The following is a 21,786-nucleotide window of genomic DNA, read 5'->3' on the forward strand; positions in this document are numbered from 1 at the left end:
TGTCTTAACGGCATTAATTCAATAAATACAAAAAGCGTAAGTCATTAAAACTTGCGCTTTTTTTTATGATGAATATTGAAATGTATAAGTCTGTTATAGAAGTTGTATTTACAGAATGTATAATCAAATAAAAACCTTATTTTTAAATTCTCTTTTTATGAAGAATGAAACATTGGATAGATCTTTTATCGGAATTTAAAATCAAGCAACAACCCGTTGCATTGTTGACTGTAACTAAATGTTTAGGCTCAACACCCTGCATTGTGGGTTCCCGAATGATTATAACTGATAAAGGTGTTTTACACGGCACTATTGGTGGTGGAAAATTAGAGTTCTTAGCTATGGATGAAGCCAAAATAGCACTTACAGAGAATAGAATCATCCAATGTGCTTATACCTTAGGTCCAGAATTTGAACAATGCTGCGGCGGAAAAGTTGAATTTATTATAGAACCCATGAATCAATCTCCTCAATTATTTCTATTTGGTGCCGGACATATTGGCGTTGAATTGGCTGAAATATTAGTCGATACGCCATTTAAAGTAAATATAATCGATTACCGAAATCATTGGTTTGAAAACTTATCTTTAGATGAAAGTATAACTTTCCATGCTGTTAATTTAGACGATTTTAAAACCTTTCGAGACGTTGTAAGCTGGGGAAAAAACTGCTATGTATTGGTGATGACCCCTGATCATTCGGTCGACTTTGATATTATTGCTATGGCGCTTGAAAATGAAACCCGTTTTTTAGGTTTAATAGGAAGTAAAACAAAACGTACACGATTCCATAATATGCTCATTAAAGATTTGAATATTAAGGAAGGCATGACGAATGTGATTTGTCCGATAGGCTTAAATACAGGAGGAAACACACCAAAAGAAATCGCTATAGATGTAGCTGCACAATTACTACAAGTGCATTATAAAGGATAACGTTTTTTCTGAATTATATAATCTGATAATAGAAATAAACAAGTTGAATTTAACTAAAGATAGTTTCGCTCAATGCATAATAAACGGCCATAAAGGCAGAAAAAACAGCACTTCCTAAAAAACGCCATTTTAGTTTGAAACGATTCTGAATGATATAATTCGCTGTAAACGAAATTGGAATATTCACCAAAAACGACCAGAAAGCAATTTCCAATAAATTGAATCCAAGGGCGTTAAATTCACCAGAAAACAATTTAATAAATAGCAAATGTCTCGCAATCCATAACGGGTTAAAATACATAATGGCTAAAATCGTTTTTGTAACCGTGGCTTTTATTCCAGTTAAAAACTGCGTCTTTTTTACAATCCAATCAAAATAATTAGGAATTTCAAAAGCATAAAACGTGGCACCAATACACATCATACCAAGTACGCGATACCAAGAAAATTCAGCTAGTAAAAGTGCAGCAACAGTATCACCTGCACTGTAAATTATGGCGCCTTTTAATATATTTTGTTTTTTATAGTGCAATGGAAATAGGTGTTATTTTTGAATTATTTTAGAAGGTATTTCGCAAAAAGCTAATTACGGGTTTTTATATAAACTCATCAATACTTTTTCGGGAGTCATGGGAGCGTGAAATTCTAAATCGTAATTAGGGTTAAAAGCTTTTATCGCATTTTGAAGCGCAAAATAAGCACCAATACCATACATTAAGGGCGGTTCGCCAACGGCTTTAGATTTTAAAATAGCCAGATCATGACCATCCGTTTCTAAAGGGATTACCTCTACCCGCTTAGGTGCCGAAAATATATCGGGTACTTTATAAGTAGATAAGGCATTAGAAAGTAGTTTGCCTTCATCATTATAAGCGATTTCTTCCATAGTCATCCAGCCGATACCTTGAATTAAAGCACCTTCCACTTGACCTAAATCGATGCCTTCGCTCATGCTTTTTCCGTAATCGTGTACAATTTTTACACTATCAAATTCGTAAGTGCCACGTGTACAATCGACTGTTGTGGTTATTATAGCTGTGCCGTAAACATGATAGGCAAACGGGTGCCCTTTTTCCGTCGATTTATCAAAATGAATATCAGGTGTGGCATAATGCGCATTTTCAGTTAAAGCTACACGGTTCAACATCGCTTTATTGATGAGGTCGGTCCAAGTTAACTTGGGTTTTTCAGAATTATGATATACAAACCCATCTTTTAAAACAATGCTTTCTTTTGAAGTTTCTAAGGCTTCCGATGCCACGATTTTCAGACGTTCCAACAAGGCGTTACAGGCTATTAAAGTGGCTTTTCCGTTTAAATCGGCAGTAGAACTTGCCGCGGACGGCGAAGTATTGGCAACGCGCGTAGTATTTGTGGTTTCAATCTTAATTTTTTCAATAGGAATCGAAAATACATCTGCAGCAATTTGCATCATTTTGGTGTTTACGCCCTGCCCCATTTCTACGGCAGCGGTACTAATGCCAACACTACCATCTAAATAAATATGAACTAAAGCTCGTGCATGATTCATGGGTGTGTTGGTGAATGAAATTCCGAAAGTAATCGGCATCAAAGCCAATCCTTTTTTGAAATTTATATGTGTTTTGTTATAGCTGTGAATCTCTCGTTCTAAAGCTTCGATATTAAATATGCTTTTAGCTGAATTCCAACTGTTTTTAGCTTCGACTTTCTTCGCTATTTGTCCATAAGAAAACGTGTTATTTTCTTCCAATAAATTAGTTTCTTGAATTTGGCTTGCGCTCACACCTATTTCATGTGCTGCTTTTGCAATGGCAGATTCAATAACAAACATACCTTGCGGACCACCAAAACCTCGAAAGGCCGTGTTTGTTGGTAAATTGGTTTTACAACTCAATACTTTTGTGGTGACGTTCGGTATATAATAACTGTTGGTGGCATGGAATAAAGTACGCTCGGCAATAGCTGGAGACAAGTCGGCCGAAGCACCAGAATTCTGTAAAAATTCTGTTTGGTAAGCTAGGATTTTTAAGTCTTTTGATAAGCCAATTTTATAGGTGCTTTCATAAGGGTGTCTTTTGCCTGTCATTCGTAAATCGTCGTGTCGATTCAAAATTATTTTCACCGACTGTTTCAAGTGAAAACTAGCCAAAGCCGCCATCACTGCCCATGGTGTTGCTTGGTCTTCTTTACCTCCAAAGCCACCTCCAAGTCGGGTAACATCCACCTCAATTTTGTGCATGGCAACACCTAAAACCTGAGCAATTGTTTTTTGCACAGATGTAGGTCCTTGTGTGGACGAAGTTACTTTTATATTCCCATTTTCCTGAGGTTCGGCATAAGCGCCTTGAGTTTCAATATATAAATGTTCTTGACCGTTGGAAAAGGTTTCTCCTTCAAAAATATACTCACAATTTTTAAATGCCTTTTCAGTATCGCCTAAACTAAACGATCGTGGTGCATTAATGAAACTGCCTTTGGCTTTCGCTTCTTTTGCTGTGGTAATTACAGGTAATTCTTCAATGTCAATGGTTATTAATTGTCTTGCTTTTCGAGCTATAAATTCTGATTCGGCAACAATTAAAGCAATCGGCATGCCCCAAAAATGAACTTCATGTTCTGCAAATAAAGGTTCATCTGGAATAATACCGCCAATTTCGTTTTTTCCAGGAATATCTTTATAAGTGAAAATTCGTTCTACTCCATTCAAAGCTTCTGCTTTAGAATAGTCGATATGCTTTATTCTTCCGTGTGCTTTTGGTGCATCAAAAACCACAGCATGAAAGGTGCCTTGTCTGATATTGATATCATCTACATACACCGATTCTCCACGGACATGTGTGTACGAATCTAAGTTTTTTATACTCTTTTTCAACGCTATTGTTACAGCGTCTAATTTTGAATTTAAGACGGTATTGGCTTTGTTTTTATCCATGTTTAACAAAATCTTTTAAGTTGAAATACTTCGGAAATAACACCGTAAAATGTGCGAAAAATAACTGACGTGCTAATAAACGTTTATAATCGCTAGTGCCTCGAACATCGCTAATAGGTGAAATGTCTTTTTGTAAGATTGTGTTGGCTTCTAAAATGGTTTGGGCTGATAGCGATTTTCCTTTTAAGAATGTTGAGGTGTTTTTTAAATACTTCGGAATCGCTGCAACACCACCCATAGAAACATGTACTTCGGAAATACTATCCTTTTCAACAGAAATATGTATAGCGGTATTTACACTTGCAATATCCAAATGTGTACGCTTCGATACTTTTTCAAAATTGAAAAAAGAATGTGCCGTTGGTAATTTAAATTCTATATTTTTTAAGAGTTCATCGTCCTTTAAATCGAAATTTTTATAGCCTTGATAGAAGTTTTTAAGCGAAATAACGCGTTCTTTTTCTTCGGAAGTAATAAGCGTGACCTTGCTATTTAAAGCGAGGAAGAAAATCGTCATATCTCCTATGGGTGATGCGTTTACTATATTCCCACCAAAAGACGCCATATTTCTTATTTGCTGAGAAGACACGAGTTTTAAGTGTGATTTCAAATTAGGAAAAACAGTATTTAATTCTGGATTGTTCCATAAATTAGAAGCTGTTTCATTGGCGCCTATAATACAAACCCCGTCTTCAATATGAATACCTCTTAACTCTTGGTTTTCTGTTAAAAGTGTGATGTCAAGATCGGTTAAATTATCGGCTTGTTGTACGTATAAATCTGTTCCGCCAGAAATTCGTTTTTCTTGAGATGCTTTTAAAGTTTCGGTACTTAATGCTTTTAATCTCTCAGGAATTTTTTCAAAATACTCTGGAATAAATCCGTTTTCAATCAGCCAACTAAATCCGGTTTCTTCTTTGGTTTGAAGTTTTTCAACCACATGATTTGCTGCTTTTTCAATAGATTTATACCCGGTACAGCGGCAGATATTTCCACTAATCGCATCAATAGCGTTGTTATAATTTTTATCAGAATTTGATAGGGCAAACCCGGTTAATGCTACCACAAAACCAGGCGTGCAAAAGCCACATTGCGTGGCGAAATTGGCTTTCATGGCGTCTTGAGCGGTGGTTAACTGGTGCTTTAAATTTGTGCCTTCAACCGTCACAATATGTTTGCCGTGCGCATTACCTAAAGGCGAAATACAAGAGGTAATACTTTGGTATTCCATGGCTCCATGTTTTAAATTGCCCACTAAAACGGTACATGCACCACAATCGCCTTCGCGACAACCAATTTTGGTTCCTGTAAGGCGCTGTTGGTAACGTACAAAATCCAAAAGCGTCATTCCTGAAGGTTCTAGAGTATGTATGGTTTTGTTATTTAGGATGAAGGAAATCATACTTTAATATTCGGTTTTATCCATTTTTTTAGTCCATTCCTCAAAAGGCTCTAATGCGATTTCTCGTGCTAATTGCTCAAAAGGAATACTTCTTTTTTCGTAAGGTAAAGGAATTTCTTTATATATAAACTCATCGTCAAATCCAATATTTGCGGCATCTACTTGGTTGCTGCCGTAGTAAACCTTATCCGGTCTAGCCCAATAAATAGCCCCTAAACACATTGGGCAAGGTTCACATGAGGTGTAAATTTCACAACCGTTTAATTGAAACGATCCGAGATTTTTACAGGCATCACGAATGGCAGTTACTTCGGCATGTGCCGTGGGATCGTTGGTGGAAGTAACTTTATTATTTCCACGACCTACAATTTCACCATCTTTAACAATAATGCAGCCAAATGGTCCGCCTTCGTTGTTTTTCATTCCTTTTAAAGCGGCGTTAACAGCCTCTTGCATATATTTTTCTTTGCACATTTTTAAACGTATTTTTTCTTAAAAATACGAATGATTTTGTGGTTTATTGATGTAGGATAGTGATTTTTTTGTATTCAATTTGGCTTAGAAAGCATTCCTTAGAAATAAATTATTGTAGTAAATAGGCGAATTAAATACTCTTTTGAAGCTGATTTTTATCGTAAACACTTTTTTTTAATAGTAATACTATTATATTTGCGCAAAATAGTTTTAATTATGAAAGAATTACTCTCTAAATTTAAGATTGAATTGCCTGAGGGCATTTATATTAAAGATCCTGAATCGTCTAAACTCGGGATTAAAATTATTGAAAACAGCATTGTTCTTATTGAAAATATGGGTTTTGAAGATTTTAATTTTAAAAAGCTTGGAAAACATATTGGTACTAATGAAAGTTCAATTTATCGCTATTTTGAAAATAAGCACAACTTACTACTCTACCTAACATCTTGGTATTGGAGTTGGATCGAGTATCAACTTGTTATAGAAACCTATAGTATAAGTAATCCAGAAGATAAGCTAAAAAAAGCTATTGAGGTGCTTACCCGAATTACAAAGCAGGACAGTAATTATAGCCACATTAACCAAATGCTGCTTAATAAAATTGTGATTTATGAAAACTCTAAATCTTATTTAACTAAAAATGTGGATGCCGAAAATAAAGATGGTTTTTTTATGCCTTATAAAAGGGTTGTACATCGTTTTTCGGGAATTATTTCAGATTATAACACAGATTATAAGTACCCATTAAGCTTAGCGTCTTCTATTGTTGAAGGTGCATTACAAGAGCATTTTGTTAAAACACATTTTAAGTCGATTACAAATTGTAATGATGAACATTTGCTTACTGAGTTTTTTACAGATTTAGCAATAAAAGCCCTTTCGGTAGATGGAAAATAAAACACTTACGCCCTGGAAACGTTTTTTAGGTTTACTTAAATTAGATCGTAAAGATATTTTTCAAATTGGATATTATGCCGTGTTCGAAGGTATCGTGGCTATGTCGTTACCATTAGGTATTCAGGCCATTATCAACTTAATTCAAGGTGCGCAAATGTCTACCTCATGGATTGTTTTATCTATGTTAGTGACTGCTGGTGTGGCTTTTTCGGGTATGCTTCGTTTTATGCAAATGCGTATTATAGAAACTATTCAGCAGCGTATTTTTACCCGAGCTTCTTTAGAACTCAGCTATCGTTTTCCGAAGATAAAAATGAGTGAATTGCGTAAATATTACCTACCTGAGTTAGCTAATCGGTTTTTCGATACTTTAACCATTCAGAAAGGTTTAAGTAAAATTTTAATAGATGTGCCTTCTGCCTTTTTACAAATTATTTTCGCCCTCATTTTACTATCATTTTACCATAGCTTCTTTATTATTTTCGGCATATTGTTGATTCTTTTAATATATATCGTGTTTAAATATACCGCTAGAAATGGGTTAGAAACAAGTTTAAAAGAATCCAAATTAAAATATAAAGTAGCACATTGGTTACAAGAAATTTCACGAACGGTTATTAGTTTTAAGCTCTCAGGTAAAACAAGCTTAGCCATGAAAAAAAGTGATGACCTCGTTGAAGAATATTTAGTTTCAAGAGAAAAGCACTTTAAAGTTTTGGCTATTCAATTTGTACAAATGATTGGTTTTAAGGTATTGGTTACTGCCGGGCTTTTGTTAATTGGAGGATATTTAGTATTAGATCAACGTATGAATATTGGTCAGTTTGTTGCTGCCGAAATTATTATACTTTTAGTTATTAATTCTGTTGAAAAACTTATTATTGGCTTAGAATCATTCTATGATATTTTAACCTCCATCGAGAAATTAGGTCAAGTTATAGATAAACCCATCGAGTCTCAAACAGGAGAATTAATAAAAGCAGGAAGTCCTTTAAGTGTTGAATTTCAGAATGTATCTTATCGTGTTGAGGAGCGCCATACTCCTATTTTGAATGCTATTTCATTTACAATTGAACCTACTGACCGAATTATTATTGAAGGTCAGAGTGGTTCAGGAAAATCAAGTTTATTACAGCTTATTTCGGGGGTGCTATCACCAACTTCGGGCTATATTTATGTGAATAATTTATCCATAGAAAGTCTTTTTATGAGTGAATATCGCTCTAATTTAGGGTTGTTATTGGCTATTGAGACACCCTTCGAAGGTTCCATAAGAGAAAATATCACTTTTGGAAATAAAGATATTAGTGACGAATCCATTTATAGCACCTTTGAAAGCATTGGTTTAACGGCTTTTTTAAAGCAACAACCTCAAGGGTTAAACACCTTGTTAAAGCCTGAAGGAATCCAAATTGCTAATAATATTACAAAAAAAATAATTTTAGCACGTGCTATTGTAAAACAGCCCAAAATATTAATTCTGGAAGATCCATTAGACCATTTTAACAAAGTGGAGGCCAAAAAAATTGTAGATTTTCTTACAGATGCTTCGCAACCTTGGAGTTTAGTTGTGGTAAGTAACAATGCAAGCTGGAAACAAAAATGTAACAAGCACATTACTTTAAGTAATGGAAATATGGTTAATAAATTATAAGTTATGTTAAATATATCAAACAATAGAGTTTCGGAATATGTTGACTTAAAAAAGTTTAAATCAGGTAAAGATATTTTTACAAAGGAATACCATAAACGATTTAATAAATTTCTGATAGCGTTTTCAGTAATTATGGTCATTATACTTTTTTTACCGTGGACGCAAAACATCACGAGTGATGGTATTGTAACCACCTTAAAATTAAACCAGCGTCCGCAAACATTACAGTCATCGATACCTGGACGTATTGAAGAATGGTTTGTTCAAGAAGGTGATTTTGTAAATAAAGGAGATACCATTTTACGTATTTCAGAAATTAAAAGTGATTATTTTGATGAGAAATTAGCCGAAAGAACAGGTAATCAACTGGCATCAAAATCGTCTTCTGTAGAAGCTTATAAAAATAAAGAAACGTCATATAGAAATCAAATTGTGGCTTTACAACAAGAACGTAATTTAAAACTAGAACAAGCTAGAAATAAATTTTTACAAGCCGAGTTAAAAGTGAAAACCGATAGTATGGATTTAGAGGCTGTCAAAATAAAAAATGATATTGCTAAAATTCAATACGAACGTACTATAGCGCTGCAAGAAGAAGGTTTGAAAGCTGTTAAAGATGTTGAAGAAAAACGATCTAAGCTACAAGAGTCTGAAGCTAAATTAATTTCACAACAGAACAAATATTTAAGTACCAAAAATGATGTTATAAATGCCAATTTGTACATTTCAACTCTAAAAGCAACTTATGATGATAAAATAGCTAAAGCGGAAAGCAGCCTATTTACGGCGCAATCTAGCGGTTATGACACAGAAGCTCAAGTGTCAAAATTAGAAACCAATCTAGCAAATTATCAAAAACGTAGTAGCCTTTTATTTGTTACCGCTCCACAGAATGGTTATATAAATAAAGCCATTAGGTCTGGGATTGGAGAATCTTTTAAGGAGGGTGAAAAACTAGTAAATATTATGCCTTCAACTTACGATTTAGCAGTAGAAATGTTTGTGCGCCCTATAGATTTGCCTTTGCTACATGCTGGAGAAAAAGTACAAGTTCAGTTTGATGGTTGGCCGGCTTTAGTGTTTAGCGGATGGCCAAATGTATCCTATGGTACGTATGCCGCTAAAATTGTAGCGATGGAAAAATTTATAAGTAGTAACGGAAAATATCGAGTGTTGTTAGCACCTGATGATAAAGATATTCCTTGGCCTGAAGAGATACGTGTAGGTTCGGGAGCTAAAACTATTGCACTATTGAATGATGTGCCTATTTGGTTTGAAATGTGGAGACAAATAAACAGCTTCCCGCCTAATTATTACAAATCGGGAGGGGAAAATGAAGATTCAAAAGATAAAAAGAAAACCTAATGAAGAACCTTATATTTATAATGTTGGTTTTAATGGTGTCCTTAAGTTTTTCGCAAACCAATGAGACGGTTTTAACTTTGGAGGAATATTTGGGTTACGTGAAAAAGTATCACCCAATAGTTAAGCAAGCCGAACTTATTACCACAGAAAGCGAAGCAAAACTATTAAAAGCTCGTGGTGCTTTCGACCCTAAATTAGAAGTTGATTATAGCAGAAAAAAGTTTAAAGACACTGAGTATTACGATAAGTTGAATGCGGCTTTTAAAATTCCAACTTGGTATGGTATTGAGTTGAAAACAAATTATGATGATAATAACGGCAAATATCTAAACCCGGAGTACAACACCCCGGAAGGCGGATTATATAGTGCCGGCATATCGATTCCTCTTGCTAAAGACTTGCTCACTAATAAGCGAATGGCGACTTTAAAACAGGCTAAAATTTATACTAAGCAAGCCGTGGCAAAACAGGAATTTGTTATCAATGACATTTTATACAGCGCCATTTCTTCTTATTTTTATTGGTTAAAAAGTTATCAAGATAAAATGGTGCATCAAGATTATGTTGGAAATGCACAAATGCAATTAGGTAATGTAAAAAAAAGTTTCTTTGCAGGCGATAAACCGGCAGTAGATACTTTGGAGGCTAGCATAAATTTAAAAACGAGGCAGCTTAATTTTGAAAAATCTAAAATTGGATATGTGAAATCAACGTTGGAATTATCAAATTTTGTTTGGCTGGAAAATAATTTGCCTTTGGAGTTAAACGAAACCATCACTCCTGATATCAATACTATTAAAATTATTGATTTGGTTTTAAATAGTTCAATTTTAAATAGTAATGAAAGCTTAATTGAGAACCACCCAAAACTGCAAGAATTACAATTTAAAAAAGCAATTCTAACAGTTGATAAACGCTTAAAAACAAATAATTTATTACCTAAAGTGAATTTGCAATATAATTTTTTGACTACTGAATATCAGGCGATAAATAGTTTTAATACAGCGGATTATAAAAGTGGGTTAAATATTAGCATTCCTCTGTTTTTAAGAAAAGAACGTGCCGATTTGAAATTAGCGAAACTCAAATTAAAAGACATCAATTTTGATATTGCAACCACAAGAGTGAGTTTGAAAAACAAAGTGCTTGCAACAATACAGGAGATTGAATCGTATAAAGCGCAGTATAAAATTCTATTAGATCTTGTAGAGAATTACAAGCAACTAATGAGAAGCGAAGAACGTAAATTTAGTTTGGGTGAAGGCTCACTATTTCTTGTGAATTATAGGGGGGTAAAATTAATAGAAAACGAATTGAAAAAAAATGATTCGGAATATCAAGTTTGTATGAGCAAAACAAATTTATTAAGAACATTGAACAAGCTATAAATTAAAACAAAAAAAGCCCATCAAACTAAATTGATGGGCTCTTTAAAAACTTGAAGTATATATTTAGATAACTTTTACGTTAACTGCATTTAGTCCTTTGTTTCCTTCTTGTAATTCAAATTCAACAACATCGCCTTCACGAATCTCGTCTACTAATCCTGAAATGTGTACAAAATGATCTTTGTCTACGCCTTCTTCAGTGATAAATCCGAAACCTTTAGCATCGTTGAAAAATTTTACTGTTCCTTTACTCATAATATTATAATGTATTTAATAATTACTTATTAGTAGTCAAAGATAGTGCCAATTAATAGATATGGTCTACCAATCTATAGGAAAATAATCTTTTAAAAATTTACCCGACCAATGTTTTCCGGTATTAATCCCGTCAATAAGCGGATCCATTACCCTCGCGGCACCATCAACAATATCTAATGGTGGTTGAAAATCGTGTACATCTACCTTTTTCTTCGATAATTCTACCGGATCTTCATCAGTTACCCATCCTGTATCTACCGCATTCATGTAAATTCCCGACTTAGCAAAGGTGGCTGCCGAGGTGTGTGTAAGCATATTTAAGGCCGCTTTTGCCATATTTGTATGTGGATGACGGTCTACTTTTTTGAACCTGTGGAACTTCCCTTCCATAGCCGAAACGTTTATAATATGTTTCTTTCCTGTGTTTTCCTTCATCATTAAATTTGATAAACGGTTGCATAACACAAAAGGTGCTACGGCATTTACAAGCTGTACCTCTACCATTTCGGTAGTTTCAATTTGCCCTAGTTTTAAACGCCAGCTGTTGGTTTTTCTTAAATCTACTTGTTGTAAATCGGCATCTAATTGCCCTTCCGGAAAAACTTCTGAGGTTTGTAATGAATTGTCAAAACTATATGGAATTTGAGATAATTCGGCTGAATTACGCAAACCAATTCCTGGTTCTGGACCGTGCCAAGTTACAGGTAGTACATTGTTTTTACTGGTTTTATTGGTGGACACACTTAAATCTGACAATTCTTGCAAGCAACTTACATGGTCGTTTAATAAAGTTTGCGCTAGTTTTGGTAATTGGTCTACAGGTAATTTTTCGTTTTCCATTAGATGGAAATAAAAACCAGATGGACGACGAACGGTTTGTGCGGCGTTATTGATTAAAATATCTAAGCGATCGTATTTTTGTTCAATGTAATTACAGAAAATTTCCACACTCGGAATATGGCGTAAATCAAGCCCATGAATATGTAAACGGTCGCTCCATTGTTTATAGTCGTCTTCTTTAGAAAAGCGAATGGCCGAATCGGCAGGAAAACGCGTAGTAGCCACAACGGTAGCCCCAGAACGCAATAACATTAAAGTAATATGGTATCCAATTTTTAAACGTGACCCTGTAATTACAGCTACTTGACCGTTTAAATCAGTGGTTTGAAAACGCTTGGCATAGTTTAAATCGCCACAATCGCTACACATGGTGTCGTAAAAATGATGCAATTTTGTAAAAACGGTTTTACAAACGTAACAGTTTCTAGGAGATTCTAATTCTGGAGTATCTTCTGATATGGCTGCTGCGGCTAATAATTTAGGAGCCACAAATAAAGCCGATTCCCGTGCTGAACGAATACCTGTAGATTTTCTAGCATGTTTATCTTTAGCAATCATTTTACGTTTTGCAGCCTTTTTAGCATCTTTTCGTCGGCGTTGAAATTCGTCACGATTCGGGCGAGATAGCATTCCTGACGCTTTAAATAAAGCATTTCGTTGCGCTTCAGGAAGCTCAAACATTTGGTTCGTATCTGCATTTAATTGTTCTAAAACAGCAATGCATTGGTTTATTTCTTCTTCTGAAATAATCCTATGGTTATCGTTTTTATTCTGATTTTCAGGCATATGTGTAAACGTTATATCGTAAAATGGTTGATATAAAAAATAATTTGCGCAAAGGTAATGATACCGTGCTTTGTAAATTGATAATTTGGATGAATATTGTGATTGATGTTATTTTTTTATCCCAATCTGTAGATTTTATTATGGTTAGTTATTTCTTCAAATAGATGAAAAAATAAGGAGTTATTATTTTGAATTTAATCTAACGACTTCAAAATAGTATCCATATTTGCCATAGTGCTGTCATAACCTATCTGAAATAATTCTTGAGATTTTTTAATAGAAAACATGGTATACTCAAGGTGTTTATCAATTAGTACGGTCGCGTTACATTTATTAATGCGTTCCTGTACGGTGTTCCAAACAGCGAGTTGCAGGCAACGTTCAGTGACTTGTAACGGCCCTTTTATCTTATTATTAATATGGTGCTCGTTTACGCTAACACCAATAATTTTATGGCAGGTTTCTAAAAGCGGTTCTACCGGAAAATTATTAAGTAAACCACCATCAACATACAAATAATTATTAATGCTTACCGGTTTGAACAATAAGGGCACGGCGCAAGATGCGGCAATAACATCGATGATATATCCAGAAGACATAATTTCATTATTACCAATATTTAGATTAGTTACCGAAATAGATAACGGTATGTTTAATTCTGAAAAATCACTTTTAATATGATTGTTTAAGAAGGATTTTAACCGTGTCATTTCGGTAAGTCCTTTGTTTAGAAAACCGATTTTAAAGATATTTAAAAAGGCTTGACTTTTTGATAATTCTAATATTTCCAAAGGCTTATAGCCGCTGCAATAAAGGGCTGCAATTAGCGCTCCTGCACTAGCACCAGAAAGATGGCTGGGGTAAATTCCATTTTCATTTAAAGCTTGTAACGCTCCAATATGTGCGTTTGCACGAGCGCCACCACCTGAAAGAACAAGACCTATTTTCTTTTTTTCAACCATTTATCTATCGGGTTTATGCCTAAGTTTACAATAATAACTATGGCGGTGCAAATTAGGGTTTCTAAAAAGTAACCAGAAGCCGCCATACAGCCAATAGCCGCACTACACCAAATGGTGGCGGCAGAACCTAAACCATGGACATTAACACCTTCTCTGAAAATAACACCAGCACCTAAAAAGCCAACGCCTGTAACCACTTGGGCGATAATTCGGGAAGGATCTACCAGTGTGGAATGTGCTGTAAGTTTTAAGGAAATCATAACAAATATGGCCGCACCAGTAGCCACTAACATATTTGTTTTTAGTCCTGCTGATTTATGATTCCATTGACGCTCAAAACCAATCGCTAAACCAGCTAATACAGCAACAAGAATACGTAATGTAAAATCGATAACGGTCATATTTAATTGAAATGAGATATTAAAGATAATCAATATTTTTTATGTAAACTCTATTTAAATGTGGTGTAATTTTATTCTTAAAAAGCAAAAACGGAAAATAAATAATACTTTAAAGGTTGACTAAAACTATCGTAAGTGAGTTCTATTTATTTTTATAATTTAATGAGTTGATGGTCTGTATAATGTGTAGCAGGATTTGGTTTAAAGCCTGCTATTGTAAGATCACAAACTATCATGAATATTACTATTGTTTTTTTTCATTATTACATATTTTCAGCTTAATTTTTTAATCGAATGCTTATATTCGTAAGCTCAATATTTAGGTTAAATTCTTTGGAACAAATAAAAGCTTACTTAGATCAAATTGCCGAAATATCCGAAACGGATTGGGCTTTTTTCACGTCGAAATTACAACGTCGTGTAATTCCGAAGAAAAGTGTTTTTTTGAAAGTAAATGAGATAGAAAACTATATTTCCTTTATAGAATCGGGTGTGGTGCGTTTATATATTCCGAAGGAAAACCCGGAAAAAGAAATCACATTTGGCTTTAGTTTTGAAGATGAATTTGTAAGTGCCTACGATTCATTTTTAACACAAAAACCATCTGCTTATCAGCTTCAAGCACTTACAGAAACCACCGTTTTAAGTATAAGTTATGATGATTTGCAAGCGGTTTATAAAACAACACAAATAGGAAACCTTATAGGAAGGTTAACTGCCGAACGCCTTTTTTTACTAAAATCCAAACGGGAACAACACTTATTGAATTTAACAGCCGAAGAACGTTACACCAAGCTTTTCAAGGAACGCCCAGAACTTTTTAAAGAAGTGCCTTTGAAATACATAAGCTCTTATATCGGTATAACAGCACAAGCTTTAAGCCGTATTAGAAAGCGAATATGATGTTTTTTGTGGTGTTTTTATTGACCTAAGTTCATTGTTTCACTCGTTTTATCCTATTATCTTTACCAAAAAAAAGTTATGGCGGTAATTATTTTCGTTTTAGTGCTTTGGTATGGAGGTCTGTTTTTTCAGTCTTTCTTTTTACACCGATATGCGGCACATCAAGTATTCACGATGTCTAAAACCATGGAGCGTATTACGTTTATTTTAACCTGGATTTTTCAAGGTTCAAGTTATTTAAGTGCATATGGTTATGGTATTATGCACCGCATGCATCATGCTTATACAGATACGGAAAAAGACCCGCACTCCCCTTCTTTTGATGATAATATGTTTGCCATGATGTGGAAAACAAAAACGATATATCAAGATATTAATAAGGAGCGTATTGAGGTGGATCAACGTTTTACTAAAAATGTTCCGCAATGGAAAAGTTTTGATAATTTTGCAAGTTCTCGTTTTTCTAGAGTTCTTTGGATGGCTTTTTATGTGTTGTTTTTTGCCTATTTTGTAACATCGGCTTGGCAATGGGTGTTATTACCTATCACTTTTTTAATGGCGCCAATACATGGTGTTATTATTAATTGGTTCGGACATATTTATGGCTATGTAAATTTTCAAATGAAAAACACAAGTAAAAACTTATTCCGTTTTGATTTCTTGATGATGGGTGAAGGTTATCATAATAACCATCACAAACATGCCAACAGAGCTAATTTTGGTGTAAAATGGTATGAAATTGATTTAACTTACGTGATTATTAAAGTACTTAATGCCTTTGGAATTATTCAATTAAAAAGAATTCCTGTAAGGATTGAAGATTAAAAAAACTATTTCTATATAGATTATAAAAAGTACGCAGTGTATTAAAGCACGTAAATGCGTACTTTTTTCTTTTTAAGTCGGCTGTTGTTTAGTTCTGCAATTAAATTATGCGCTAAATATACTGGTACAGCAACGAAAGCACAATCTTGTTTCAGTTCGATAGTACCTAATTGTTCTCGCGTTAAATTACCTTGTTTTATAAACAATCCTGCAATATCGCCTTTTGAAATTTTATCTTTTCTTCCTCCGGAAATAAATAGGGTTTCCCAATATTGTGGTTCTTTTTGTGCTTTTTTAGAAATATCAGCTTCCTCATCAACTTCAATAAAGTTGGGTAAGTTTTTATTTTTCCACTTAATAATATAGGCCGTTCCTTTTTCGTTTACACGGGCCGTTCTACCGTTTCTATGGGTGAATTCTTCAGGATGAAAAGGTAGTTCAAAATGAATGATAAATTTTAATTCCGGAATATCAATACCTCTTGCCGCCAAGTCTGTGGCTAATAATATTTGACTCGATCCATTTCTGAATTTTATCAAAGCACGCTCTCTATCTTTTTGTTCCATGCCTCCAGAAAAACAGGCATGACTAATTTTATGCTTATCCAAAAATGAACTTACATTGGCAATGCTATCTTTAAAATTACAAAAGATAATGCCTTGCTGATTTCCGATATGTAAAAGCAAATCGAGTAAATATGGTAGCTTATCATTTCCTTCAGCAATAACTGTTTTAATCGCTAACCGTGCCGATGCTTTTTTATCCAGATAGTTTATGATTTCAGGATCTTTCAACGCGACAAACTTCGGAATGCTAACGCCTTGTGTGGCAGAAGTTAATATACGTTTGGTTAAACCTGATAATTCAAGTAAAATGGCGCTCATTTCTTCCTCGAAACCTATTTCTAACGACTTATCAAATTCATCTAAAATCAACGTTTTTATGGTTGAAGTATCAAATCTTCCATTATCAAAATGGTCTAAAATTCTACCTGGCGTTCCTATTAAAATTGCCGGATTATGTTTTAATTCAATTTTATCTTTAGACATCGGCCTGCCACCATAAACCGCATTCACTTTAAAACCTGTACCCATATTACGTAGTACTTGTTCTATTTGAATCGCTAATTCGCGGGTTGGCACTAAAATTAACGCCTGAACATCGTTTGTATTATGGTCTAAACGTCGTAATAATGGTAGTAAAAAAGCCAAGGTTTTCCCTGTACCTGTTGGCGATAGAATAATAGTATTGATGCTATTATCAATGGTTAAACCGGCTTCAACTTGCATGGTGTTTAATGCGGAAATTTGAAGCTTTTTTAAAATATCTTCTTGATCTTTATTGGAATGTGCCATGCGATGTTTTAATTATGAAACTGTAAACGAATGTGATATTTCTATTTTTTAGACTTAGAGTCTTTAGCATTTGAAGCGCCTGTTTGCTCTAAGTAATTCGCTAATATTTTATCTACCAATTCTTCTTTTGTTAAATGATGAAAAATGGTTTTTATCTGTGCTTTAAAATCTTGAGAAACGTCACGATTTGGCTTCGTTTTAAATATTTTTTTCGCCCAAAGCAATCCGTTGTTTTCTTGAATACTTTGCGCGTCGGCCTTTTTAAATTCCTTAAAAATAATACCTAATTCTTGTTCAAACTCTGGAATATCTTCAAGTTCTTCTTTCTGGATAATACTTAAAGACAGTCCGGTTGCTCCTGCCCTAGCCGTACGTCCGCTACGGTGTACATAAGCGTCGTAAGTATCTGGTAAATGGTAGTTAACTACATAAGCAATATCTTTAACATCAATACCACGCGCAGCTAAATCGGTAGCTACTAAAATATTAATGTGCCCATCTCTAAACTGCCCCATAATACGATCGCGAATACCTTGTGATAAGCTACCGTGTAACGCGCCAGATGAGAATTTATTAATAGCTAAGTTTTTCGCTAATTTGTTAACTGCAGCTTTGGTTTTACAGAAAATAATACCACGTTCTCCATCTTTAGAATTTAAAAAATGCATTAACACTTCCAACTTTTCAATAGGTTCAACAACCATATAATTATGGTCGATACCTTGATGTCCAGAGGTTGCCATATCAGCTTCAATTTTAACCACATGTTTAGACATGTAATTTTGAATAAGCTGTTTTACGGTACCTGGCATAGTGGCAGTAAATAATAAGGTGCGTCGCGATTTTGGGATTTCAGTAATAATACTATCTAAACCTTCCTTGTGTGCCGTTACCATTTCATCGGCTTCGTCTAATATAAAATACGCTATGTTTTTTATATTGATTTCGTTACGTTTAATTAAATCGGCTAAACGCCCAGGAGTTGCTACTACTACATGTGTCGCGCTTTTTAAGCGTTCTATTTGTGGTTTTATAGGAATACCACCAAACAATCCTACAATAGAAATTTCCGGATTATTAACAGCAAAAGATTCTAAATTAGAAAAAATTTGTTGTCCTAATTCGCGTGTTGGTGCTAATATTACCGCTTGAATAGTCGTGTTTTCAGTATCAATAAGTTGTAATAAAGGTAACCCAAAAGCTGCTGTTTTTCCTGTTCCTGTTTTGGCTAAGGCTACAACATCTTCATTTTGTTTCAATACTACAGGAATGGTTTTTTCTTGTATATCTGTAGGTACCGAAATGTTTAAAGTGGCTAAACTTTGTTGAAATGACTCTTGAAGTCCTAAATCTGAAAAACGCTTTGACATAAAAAATAATTTTTGCAAAGATAACGTCCTTATTTTTGGGAATTGATGTAATTGTAGGATTTATTAAAGTGAAGGATATTCAATTCAAGAACGTATTATGGTTATAATTTAGTAGCAATACTTTTAATAACTTAACTAATTCTAGCCTTTAAAAGTTGTGATAATTATAGTAAAAAAAAACAATTAACTTTGTACCTATTAAAATCTAGATATGATTAAAAAAATTACTCTCCTTATTACTATAGCATTTTTTATTTCATGTGTAGAAGATGAATCTCTAAATGAGAACAACAATAAAAGTGTCGAAATTTCTTCTTTTGTAATAGACAATAACACAGAAACAGGAATAAAAACAACAACAAACCTGAATATTACAGGGTTCGATGGTTTTTCTTTCCAAAACCATGGTGTGGTTATTCTTCATAAAGATTCCACGGTTAGAACTATTTCACAAGGAGCATTAACAAAAAATAGTTTTGAATCTGTTATAAACTCAGGAATTGTTAAAGGGAATGCTTATTCTGTTTTTCCATATGTTATGGCAGAAAACCAATTTGTTTATGGCGACACTTTAGATTTTATAAGTCGTTTAGATATTAAAATTAAGGTAAATGAAATTAGACCTTTGAATGGTTTTGTGTATGATACTATTTCAATTATTGGAGAAAATTTTTGTAAATCACTTTCAGATACACGAACTCAATTTTTGCTAAATAATAACTATCAAAATGTAATATTTGAATCGGATAGTTTAATAAAAGCAGTAATTACACCATATATTGATGCATCAAAATTGACTCCTACAGTTAGAAATTGTGGTGTAGATACTATTATGCCAGATGTTTTTAAAATTAATCCTCCAAAACTAGATTCTTTATCTTCTGCGGAAGCTTATGTTGGTGACAATGCTTTTATTTATGGAGAAAATTTTCATTCTCAAATTAGTCATGTTTGGATTAATGATATTGAAGCGTCATTAAATAAAGAACGTTTAGATATTGATAAACTGGAGTTTACCGTTCCGGAAGGGTTGCCTGAAGATTTATTGAATTTAAAAATTAAGGTTTTAGATACCGTTATAGAAAAACAAGGTTATTACAAAAGTACGTCTCCGGTTATAAAATCGTTGGATAAAAGAGATACGGGCTTTTTGGATACACTGACTATTAAAGGAGATTACCTTAAACAGAAAAACGTTACCACGAAAGTTTTTGTTGGAGGAAGAGAACAGAAAATATTGAGCGTATCAAACGAAGAAATTCAATTTGTAATTAGTGAATATTTTAGTGAGGAGTCATCTAAGCTTTTATTAAAATTAGGAAGTTTTGAACTTGAAGAAGACCTAAATATGCTTCCTCCAGAAATAGTGTCGTTTGATAAGAGCAAATACCATTTATATGATGATTTTGTAACCTTTAAAACTAAATATTTTATCGCTAATTCCAGCTCGAATATAAGCATTGGAGGTGTTACATTAAAATCAAGTTCTTACCGCTTTGAAGATGTGGATGAGAAAGGTAATGTAACCTTATCGATATCTGATTGGTTAGAAGCGCAGGTTTATAGATACCCTAGTTTTATATTTGCCGAGACAGGACAACTAAAAGTAGAAATAAAAACACAGTTTGGAACGAGTGAAAAGAATATTAATATTTTTCCTCCTAAAATTGAGTCTATTGCCAATAACTCTTTATTTATTAGTTCATCAACAGATTATATTGAACTCAGCGGATTAGATTTTGGATACAAAGGAGTGAGTAAAGTTTATATTGACGATGAAGTGGTCGTTGATCCTTATACTTCAGCATATAATTTATTTAATACACAAATTAATTTTCAAATTCCTTCAAACGTAAAAGCAGGAGACCATAAGTTAAAAGTGGAAACTGGAGGTCAATTCTCTAACGAAATTGCCTTTAACGTAAAAGAAATTACTGCTACCGGAATCTCTAATAGTTCTGGAGCACGAGAAATAGACCTGTTTACCATTACTGGAAACAATCTTGAAAATAAATACAGTTATGTTATAAAAGTAAATGGAATTCGATGTACCGTTGTTAACGCTTCAAAAACACAAGTTGAGTTTACAATACCCTATTATACAGCCTTAGAAAGCAATATGCCAGTAACTATAGAGTATGGTGATGCGGTTATTGATGTTGGTATTATAGATGGTTTTGAACCCCATGCTAAACTTACTAATTACAAAGACCAAGGCTACAATTATTTGGCCCATAGTAGTTCTCACTTTGAGTATAACAATAAACTCTATTTTATAAGTGATACTGGGATTTTTCTTTTTGATATAGATTCCGAAAGTTGGATTAAAGTAGAAAGTAACATGCCTTTTTCAAATTATTTAGATAGTAATGGTAAGAATTATATTTCTCAAGTGGGGGATAAAATTTATATTCCATTGGGAAAAACATTTTATCCTTACGATATGGTTAAAAAAACATGGGAAACCCCCATTCAACTTTCTTTAGAAGAAGGTAATAGAATGGTTTATGGAATTGTTACCGATGAGAGTACAGCCTATATTATTGAAGGATTATCTTTAAAGAGTAATACAACATTCGTAAAATACGACCTTGAAAATCACACCAAACAAACTTTAACACAACCTTCATATACAATGGGAGCTAGTGGTTTAGGTGATGAGTTATATTACCATAATGGTAAAGTATACCTTGACGGAAGAGATGTAAATATTAATGTCTATGATATTAAAACTGATCAATGGGAAGATATTGGTTTCCCTACAAATTATAAATATTTCTATGATAATAATTTATATGTTTATAAAAACGTACTGTATTTTAGTGGAGGTCAAGGTAATGAGGGGCTACAATATAACTTATATGGTTATGATTTAAGCACAAAAGTTTGGACGGAAAAAACACCGTTACTATTAAAGCTTGGTAAACATGCTGTTTGGGGAAATGAGGACTTTTTATATTTTGGTTTAGGGGCACAAACGTATGTTTCCTATGAGAATCGGGAAATGATAAAGTATGATATTAAAAAAGACAATCGTTGATTTATATTATATAA

18 protein-coding genes are annotated in these 21,786 nt (G+C 33.7%); 8 read left to right on the top strand and 10 right to left on the bottom strand.

Features of this window, described 5'->3' with window-relative positions:
• Nucleotides 1-164: 164 nt before the first annotated feature.
• A complete protein-coding gene (xdhC, locus tag QWY92_RS17725; protein WP_290273849.1) occupies nt 165-935 on the top strand; it encodes a xanthine dehydrogenase accessory protein XdhC in 771 nt (256 codons plus the stop codon).
• 49 nt (nt 936-984) lie between these two features.
• Here xdhC and QWY92_RS17730 read toward each other — a convergent pair whose 3' ends face one another.
• The 4 genes from QWY92_RS17730 to QWY92_RS17745 are packed head-to-tail and all read right to left on the bottom strand — an operon-like array spanning nt 985 to nt 5,725.
• Nucleotides 985-1,467, bottom strand: a complete 483-nt coding sequence (locus QWY92_RS17730; protein WP_290273852.1) for a hypothetical protein — start codon at nt 1,465-1,467, stop codon at nt 985-987.
• 54 nt (nt 1,468-1,521) lie between these two features.
• Nucleotides 1,522-3,849, bottom strand: coding sequence for a xanthine dehydrogenase molybdopterin binding subunit (locus tag QWY92_RS17735; RefSeq protein ID WP_290273855.1), 2,328 nt, complete (start codon nt 3,847-3,849; stop codon nt 1,522-1,524).
• A complete protein-coding gene (locus QWY92_RS17740) occupies nt 3,842-5,251 on the bottom strand; it encodes an FAD binding domain-containing protein (protein ID WP_290273858.1) in 1,410 nt (469 codons plus the stop codon). Before QWY92_RS17740 ends, QWY92_RS17735 begins: the two co-directional genes overlap by 8 nt.
• 3 nt (nt 5,252-5,254) lie before the next feature.
• Nucleotides 5,255-5,725, bottom strand: coding sequence for a nucleoside deaminase (locus QWY92_RS17745; RefSeq protein ID WP_290273861.1), 471 nt, complete (start codon nt 5,723-5,725; stop codon nt 5,255-5,257).
• 216 nt (nt 5,726-5,941) lie between these two features.
• Between QWY92_RS17745 and QWY92_RS17750 the strand changes: the two genes are divergently transcribed.
• The 4 genes from QWY92_RS17750 to QWY92_RS17765 are packed head-to-tail and all read left to right on the top strand — an operon-like array spanning nt 5,942 to nt 11,032.
• On the top strand, nt 5,942-6,625 hold the full coding sequence (locus QWY92_RS17750) for a TetR/AcrR family transcriptional regulator (RefSeq protein WP_290273865.1): 684 nt from the start codon (nt 5,942-5,944) through the stop codon (nt 6,623-6,625).
• Nucleotides 6,615-8,279, top strand: a complete 1,665-nt coding sequence (locus QWY92_RS17755; protein WP_290273867.1) for a peptidase domain-containing ABC transporter — start codon at nt 6,615-6,617, stop codon at nt 8,277-8,279. The genes QWY92_RS17750 and QWY92_RS17755 overlap by 11 nt, the downstream gene beginning before the upstream one ends.
• A 3-nt stretch (nt 8,280-8,282) precedes the next feature.
• Nucleotides 8,283-9,644: an HlyD family secretion protein gene (locus QWY92_RS17760; RefSeq protein ID WP_290273869.1), complete on the top strand. Its 1,362-nt coding sequence runs from the start codon at nt 8,283-8,285 to the stop codon at nt 9,642-9,644.
• Nucleotides 9,644-11,032, top strand: a complete 1,389-nt coding sequence (locus tag QWY92_RS17765; RefSeq protein WP_290273872.1) for a TolC family protein — start codon at nt 9,644-9,646, stop codon at nt 11,030-11,032. The genes QWY92_RS17760 and QWY92_RS17765 overlap by 1 nt, the downstream gene beginning before the upstream one ends.
• Before the next feature lie 63 nt (nt 11,033-11,095).
• On the opposite strand, the gene QWY92_RS17770 is transcribed toward QWY92_RS17765, so the two are convergent.
• From QWY92_RS17770 to QWY92_RS17785, 4 genes are all read right to left on the bottom strand, one after another.
• A complete protein-coding gene (locus QWY92_RS17770; RefSeq protein ID WP_290273875.1) occupies nt 11,096-11,287 on the bottom strand; it encodes a cold-shock protein in 192 nt (63 codons plus the stop codon).
• 66 nt (nt 11,288-11,353) lie between these two features.
• Nucleotides 11,354-12,916 carry an SDR family NAD(P)-dependent oxidoreductase gene (locus QWY92_RS17775; RefSeq protein ID WP_290273877.1) on the bottom strand — a complete coding sequence of 521 codons (1,563 nt, stop codon included), beginning with the start codon at nt 12,914-12,916 and terminating at the stop codon, nt 11,354-11,356.
• 194 nt (nt 12,917-13,110) lie between these two features.
• Nucleotides 13,111-13,878 carry a patatin-like phospholipase family protein gene (locus tag QWY92_RS17780; RefSeq protein WP_290273880.1) on the bottom strand — a complete coding sequence of 256 codons (768 nt, stop codon included), beginning with the start codon at nt 13,876-13,878 and terminating at the stop codon, nt 13,111-13,113.
• Complete coding sequence (locus QWY92_RS17785; RefSeq protein WP_290273884.1) at nt 13,857-14,279, bottom strand: MgtC/SapB family protein; 423 nt, start codon at nt 14,277-14,279, stop codon at nt 13,857-13,859. The genes QWY92_RS17780 and QWY92_RS17785 overlap by 22 nt, the downstream gene beginning before the upstream one ends.
• A 333-nt stretch (nt 14,280-14,612) precedes the next feature.
• Between QWY92_RS17785 and QWY92_RS17790 the strand changes: the two genes are divergently transcribed.
• Both QWY92_RS17790 and QWY92_RS17795 read left to right on the top strand, forming a co-directional pair.
• Nucleotides 14,613-15,182, top strand: a complete 570-nt coding sequence (locus QWY92_RS17790; RefSeq protein WP_290273889.1) for a Crp/Fnr family transcriptional regulator — start codon at nt 14,613-14,615, stop codon at nt 15,180-15,182.
• A 78-nt stretch (nt 15,183-15,260) separates the two neighbouring features.
• Nucleotides 15,261-16,007 (top strand): acyl-CoA desaturase, encoded by a 747-nt coding sequence (locus QWY92_RS17795; protein WP_290273893.1) that lies wholly within the window; start codon nt 15,261-15,263, stop codon nt 16,005-16,007.
• Between the two features lie 41 nt (nt 16,008-16,048).
• On the opposite strand, the gene QWY92_RS17800 is transcribed toward QWY92_RS17795, so the two are convergent.
• Nucleotides 16,049-17,362, bottom strand: coding sequence for a DEAD/DEAH box helicase (locus tag QWY92_RS17800; RefSeq protein ID WP_290273895.1), 1,314 nt, complete (start codon nt 17,360-17,362; stop codon nt 16,049-16,051).
• Nucleotides 17,363-17,403: 41 nt separating this feature from the next.
• The gene (locus tag QWY92_RS17805; RefSeq protein WP_290273897.1) at nt 17,404-18,732 is read right to left on the bottom strand and encodes a DEAD/DEAH box helicase; all 1,329 of its coding nucleotides are present in this window, start codon (nt 18,730-18,732) and stop codon (nt 17,404-17,406) included.
• A gap of 211 nt (nt 18,733-18,943) precedes the next feature.
• Between QWY92_RS17805 and QWY92_RS17810 the strand changes: the two genes are divergently transcribed.
• Nucleotides 18,944-21,772 carry an IPT/TIG domain-containing protein gene (locus QWY92_RS17810; protein ID WP_290273900.1) on the top strand — a complete coding sequence of 943 codons (2,829 nt, stop codon included), beginning with the start codon at nt 18,944-18,946 and terminating at the stop codon, nt 21,770-21,772.
• Nucleotides 21,773-21,786: the final 14 nt, after the last annotated feature.

This window comes from Algibacter miyuki (assembly GCF_030409805.1).
In the GTDB taxonomy this organism is placed as follows: domain Bacteria; phylum Bacteroidota; class Bacteroidia; order Flavobacteriales; family Flavobacteriaceae; genus Algibacter; species Algibacter miyuki.

What these genes read in the sequence shown, in the direction of transcription:
- QWY92_RS17800 (WP_290273895.1), bottom strand. Translation starts at nt 17,362, where the DNA reads ATGGCACATTCCAATAAAGATCAAGAAGATATTTTAAAAAAGCTTCAA.
- QWY92_RS17805 (WP_290273897.1), bottom strand. Translation starts at nt 18,732, where the DNA reads ATGTCAAAGCGTTTTTCAGATTTAGGACTTCAAGAGTCATTTCAACAA.
- QWY92_RS17770 (WP_290273875.1), bottom strand. Translation starts at nt 11,287, where the DNA reads ATGAGTAAAGGAACAGTAAAATTTTTCAACGATGCTAAAGGTTTCGGA.
- QWY92_RS17775 (WP_290273877.1), bottom strand. Translation starts at nt 12,916, where the DNA reads ATGCCTGAAAATCAGAATAAAAACGATAACCATAGGATTATTTCAGAA.
- QWY92_RS17795 (WP_290273893.1), top strand. Translation starts at nt 15,261, where the DNA reads ATGGCGGTAATTATTTTCGTTTTAGTGCTTTGGTATGGAGGTCTGTTT.
- xdhC (WP_290273849.1), top strand. Translation starts at nt 165, where the DNA reads ATGAAACATTGGATAGATCTTTTATCGGAATTTAAAATCAAGCAACAA.
- QWY92_RS17735 (WP_290273855.1), bottom strand. Translation starts at nt 3,849, where the DNA reads ATGGATAAAAACAAAGCCAATACCGTCTTAAATTCAAAATTAGACGCT.
- QWY92_RS17755 (WP_290273867.1), top strand. Translation starts at nt 6,615, where the DNA reads ATGGAAAATAAAACACTTACGCCCTGGAAACGTTTTTTAGGTTTACTT.
- QWY92_RS17810 (WP_290273900.1), top strand. Translation starts at nt 18,944, where the DNA reads ATGATTAAAAAAATTACTCTCCTTATTACTATAGCATTTTTTATTTCA.
- QWY92_RS17785 (WP_290273884.1), bottom strand. Translation starts at nt 14,279, where the DNA reads ATGACCGTTATCGATTTTACATTACGTATTCTTGTTGCTGTATTAGCT.
- QWY92_RS17780 (WP_290273880.1), bottom strand. Translation starts at nt 13,878, where the DNA reads ATGGTTGAAAAAAAGAAAATAGGTCTTGTTCTTTCAGGTGGTGGCGCT.
- QWY92_RS17750 (WP_290273865.1), top strand. Translation starts at nt 5,942, where the DNA reads ATGAAAGAATTACTCTCTAAATTTAAGATTGAATTGCCTGAGGGCATT.
- QWY92_RS17745 (WP_290273861.1), bottom strand. Translation starts at nt 5,725, where the DNA reads ATGTGCAAAGAAAAATATATGCAAGAGGCTGTTAACGCCGCTTTAAAA.
- QWY92_RS17740 (WP_290273858.1), bottom strand. Translation starts at nt 5,251, where the DNA reads ATGATTTCCTTCATCCTAAATAACAAAACCATACATACTCTAGAACCT.
- QWY92_RS17760 (WP_290273869.1), top strand. Translation starts at nt 8,283, where the DNA reads ATGTTAAATATATCAAACAATAGAGTTTCGGAATATGTTGACTTAAAA.
- QWY92_RS17765 (WP_290273872.1), top strand. Translation starts at nt 9,644, where the DNA reads ATGAAGAACCTTATATTTATAATGTTGGTTTTAATGGTGTCCTTAAGT.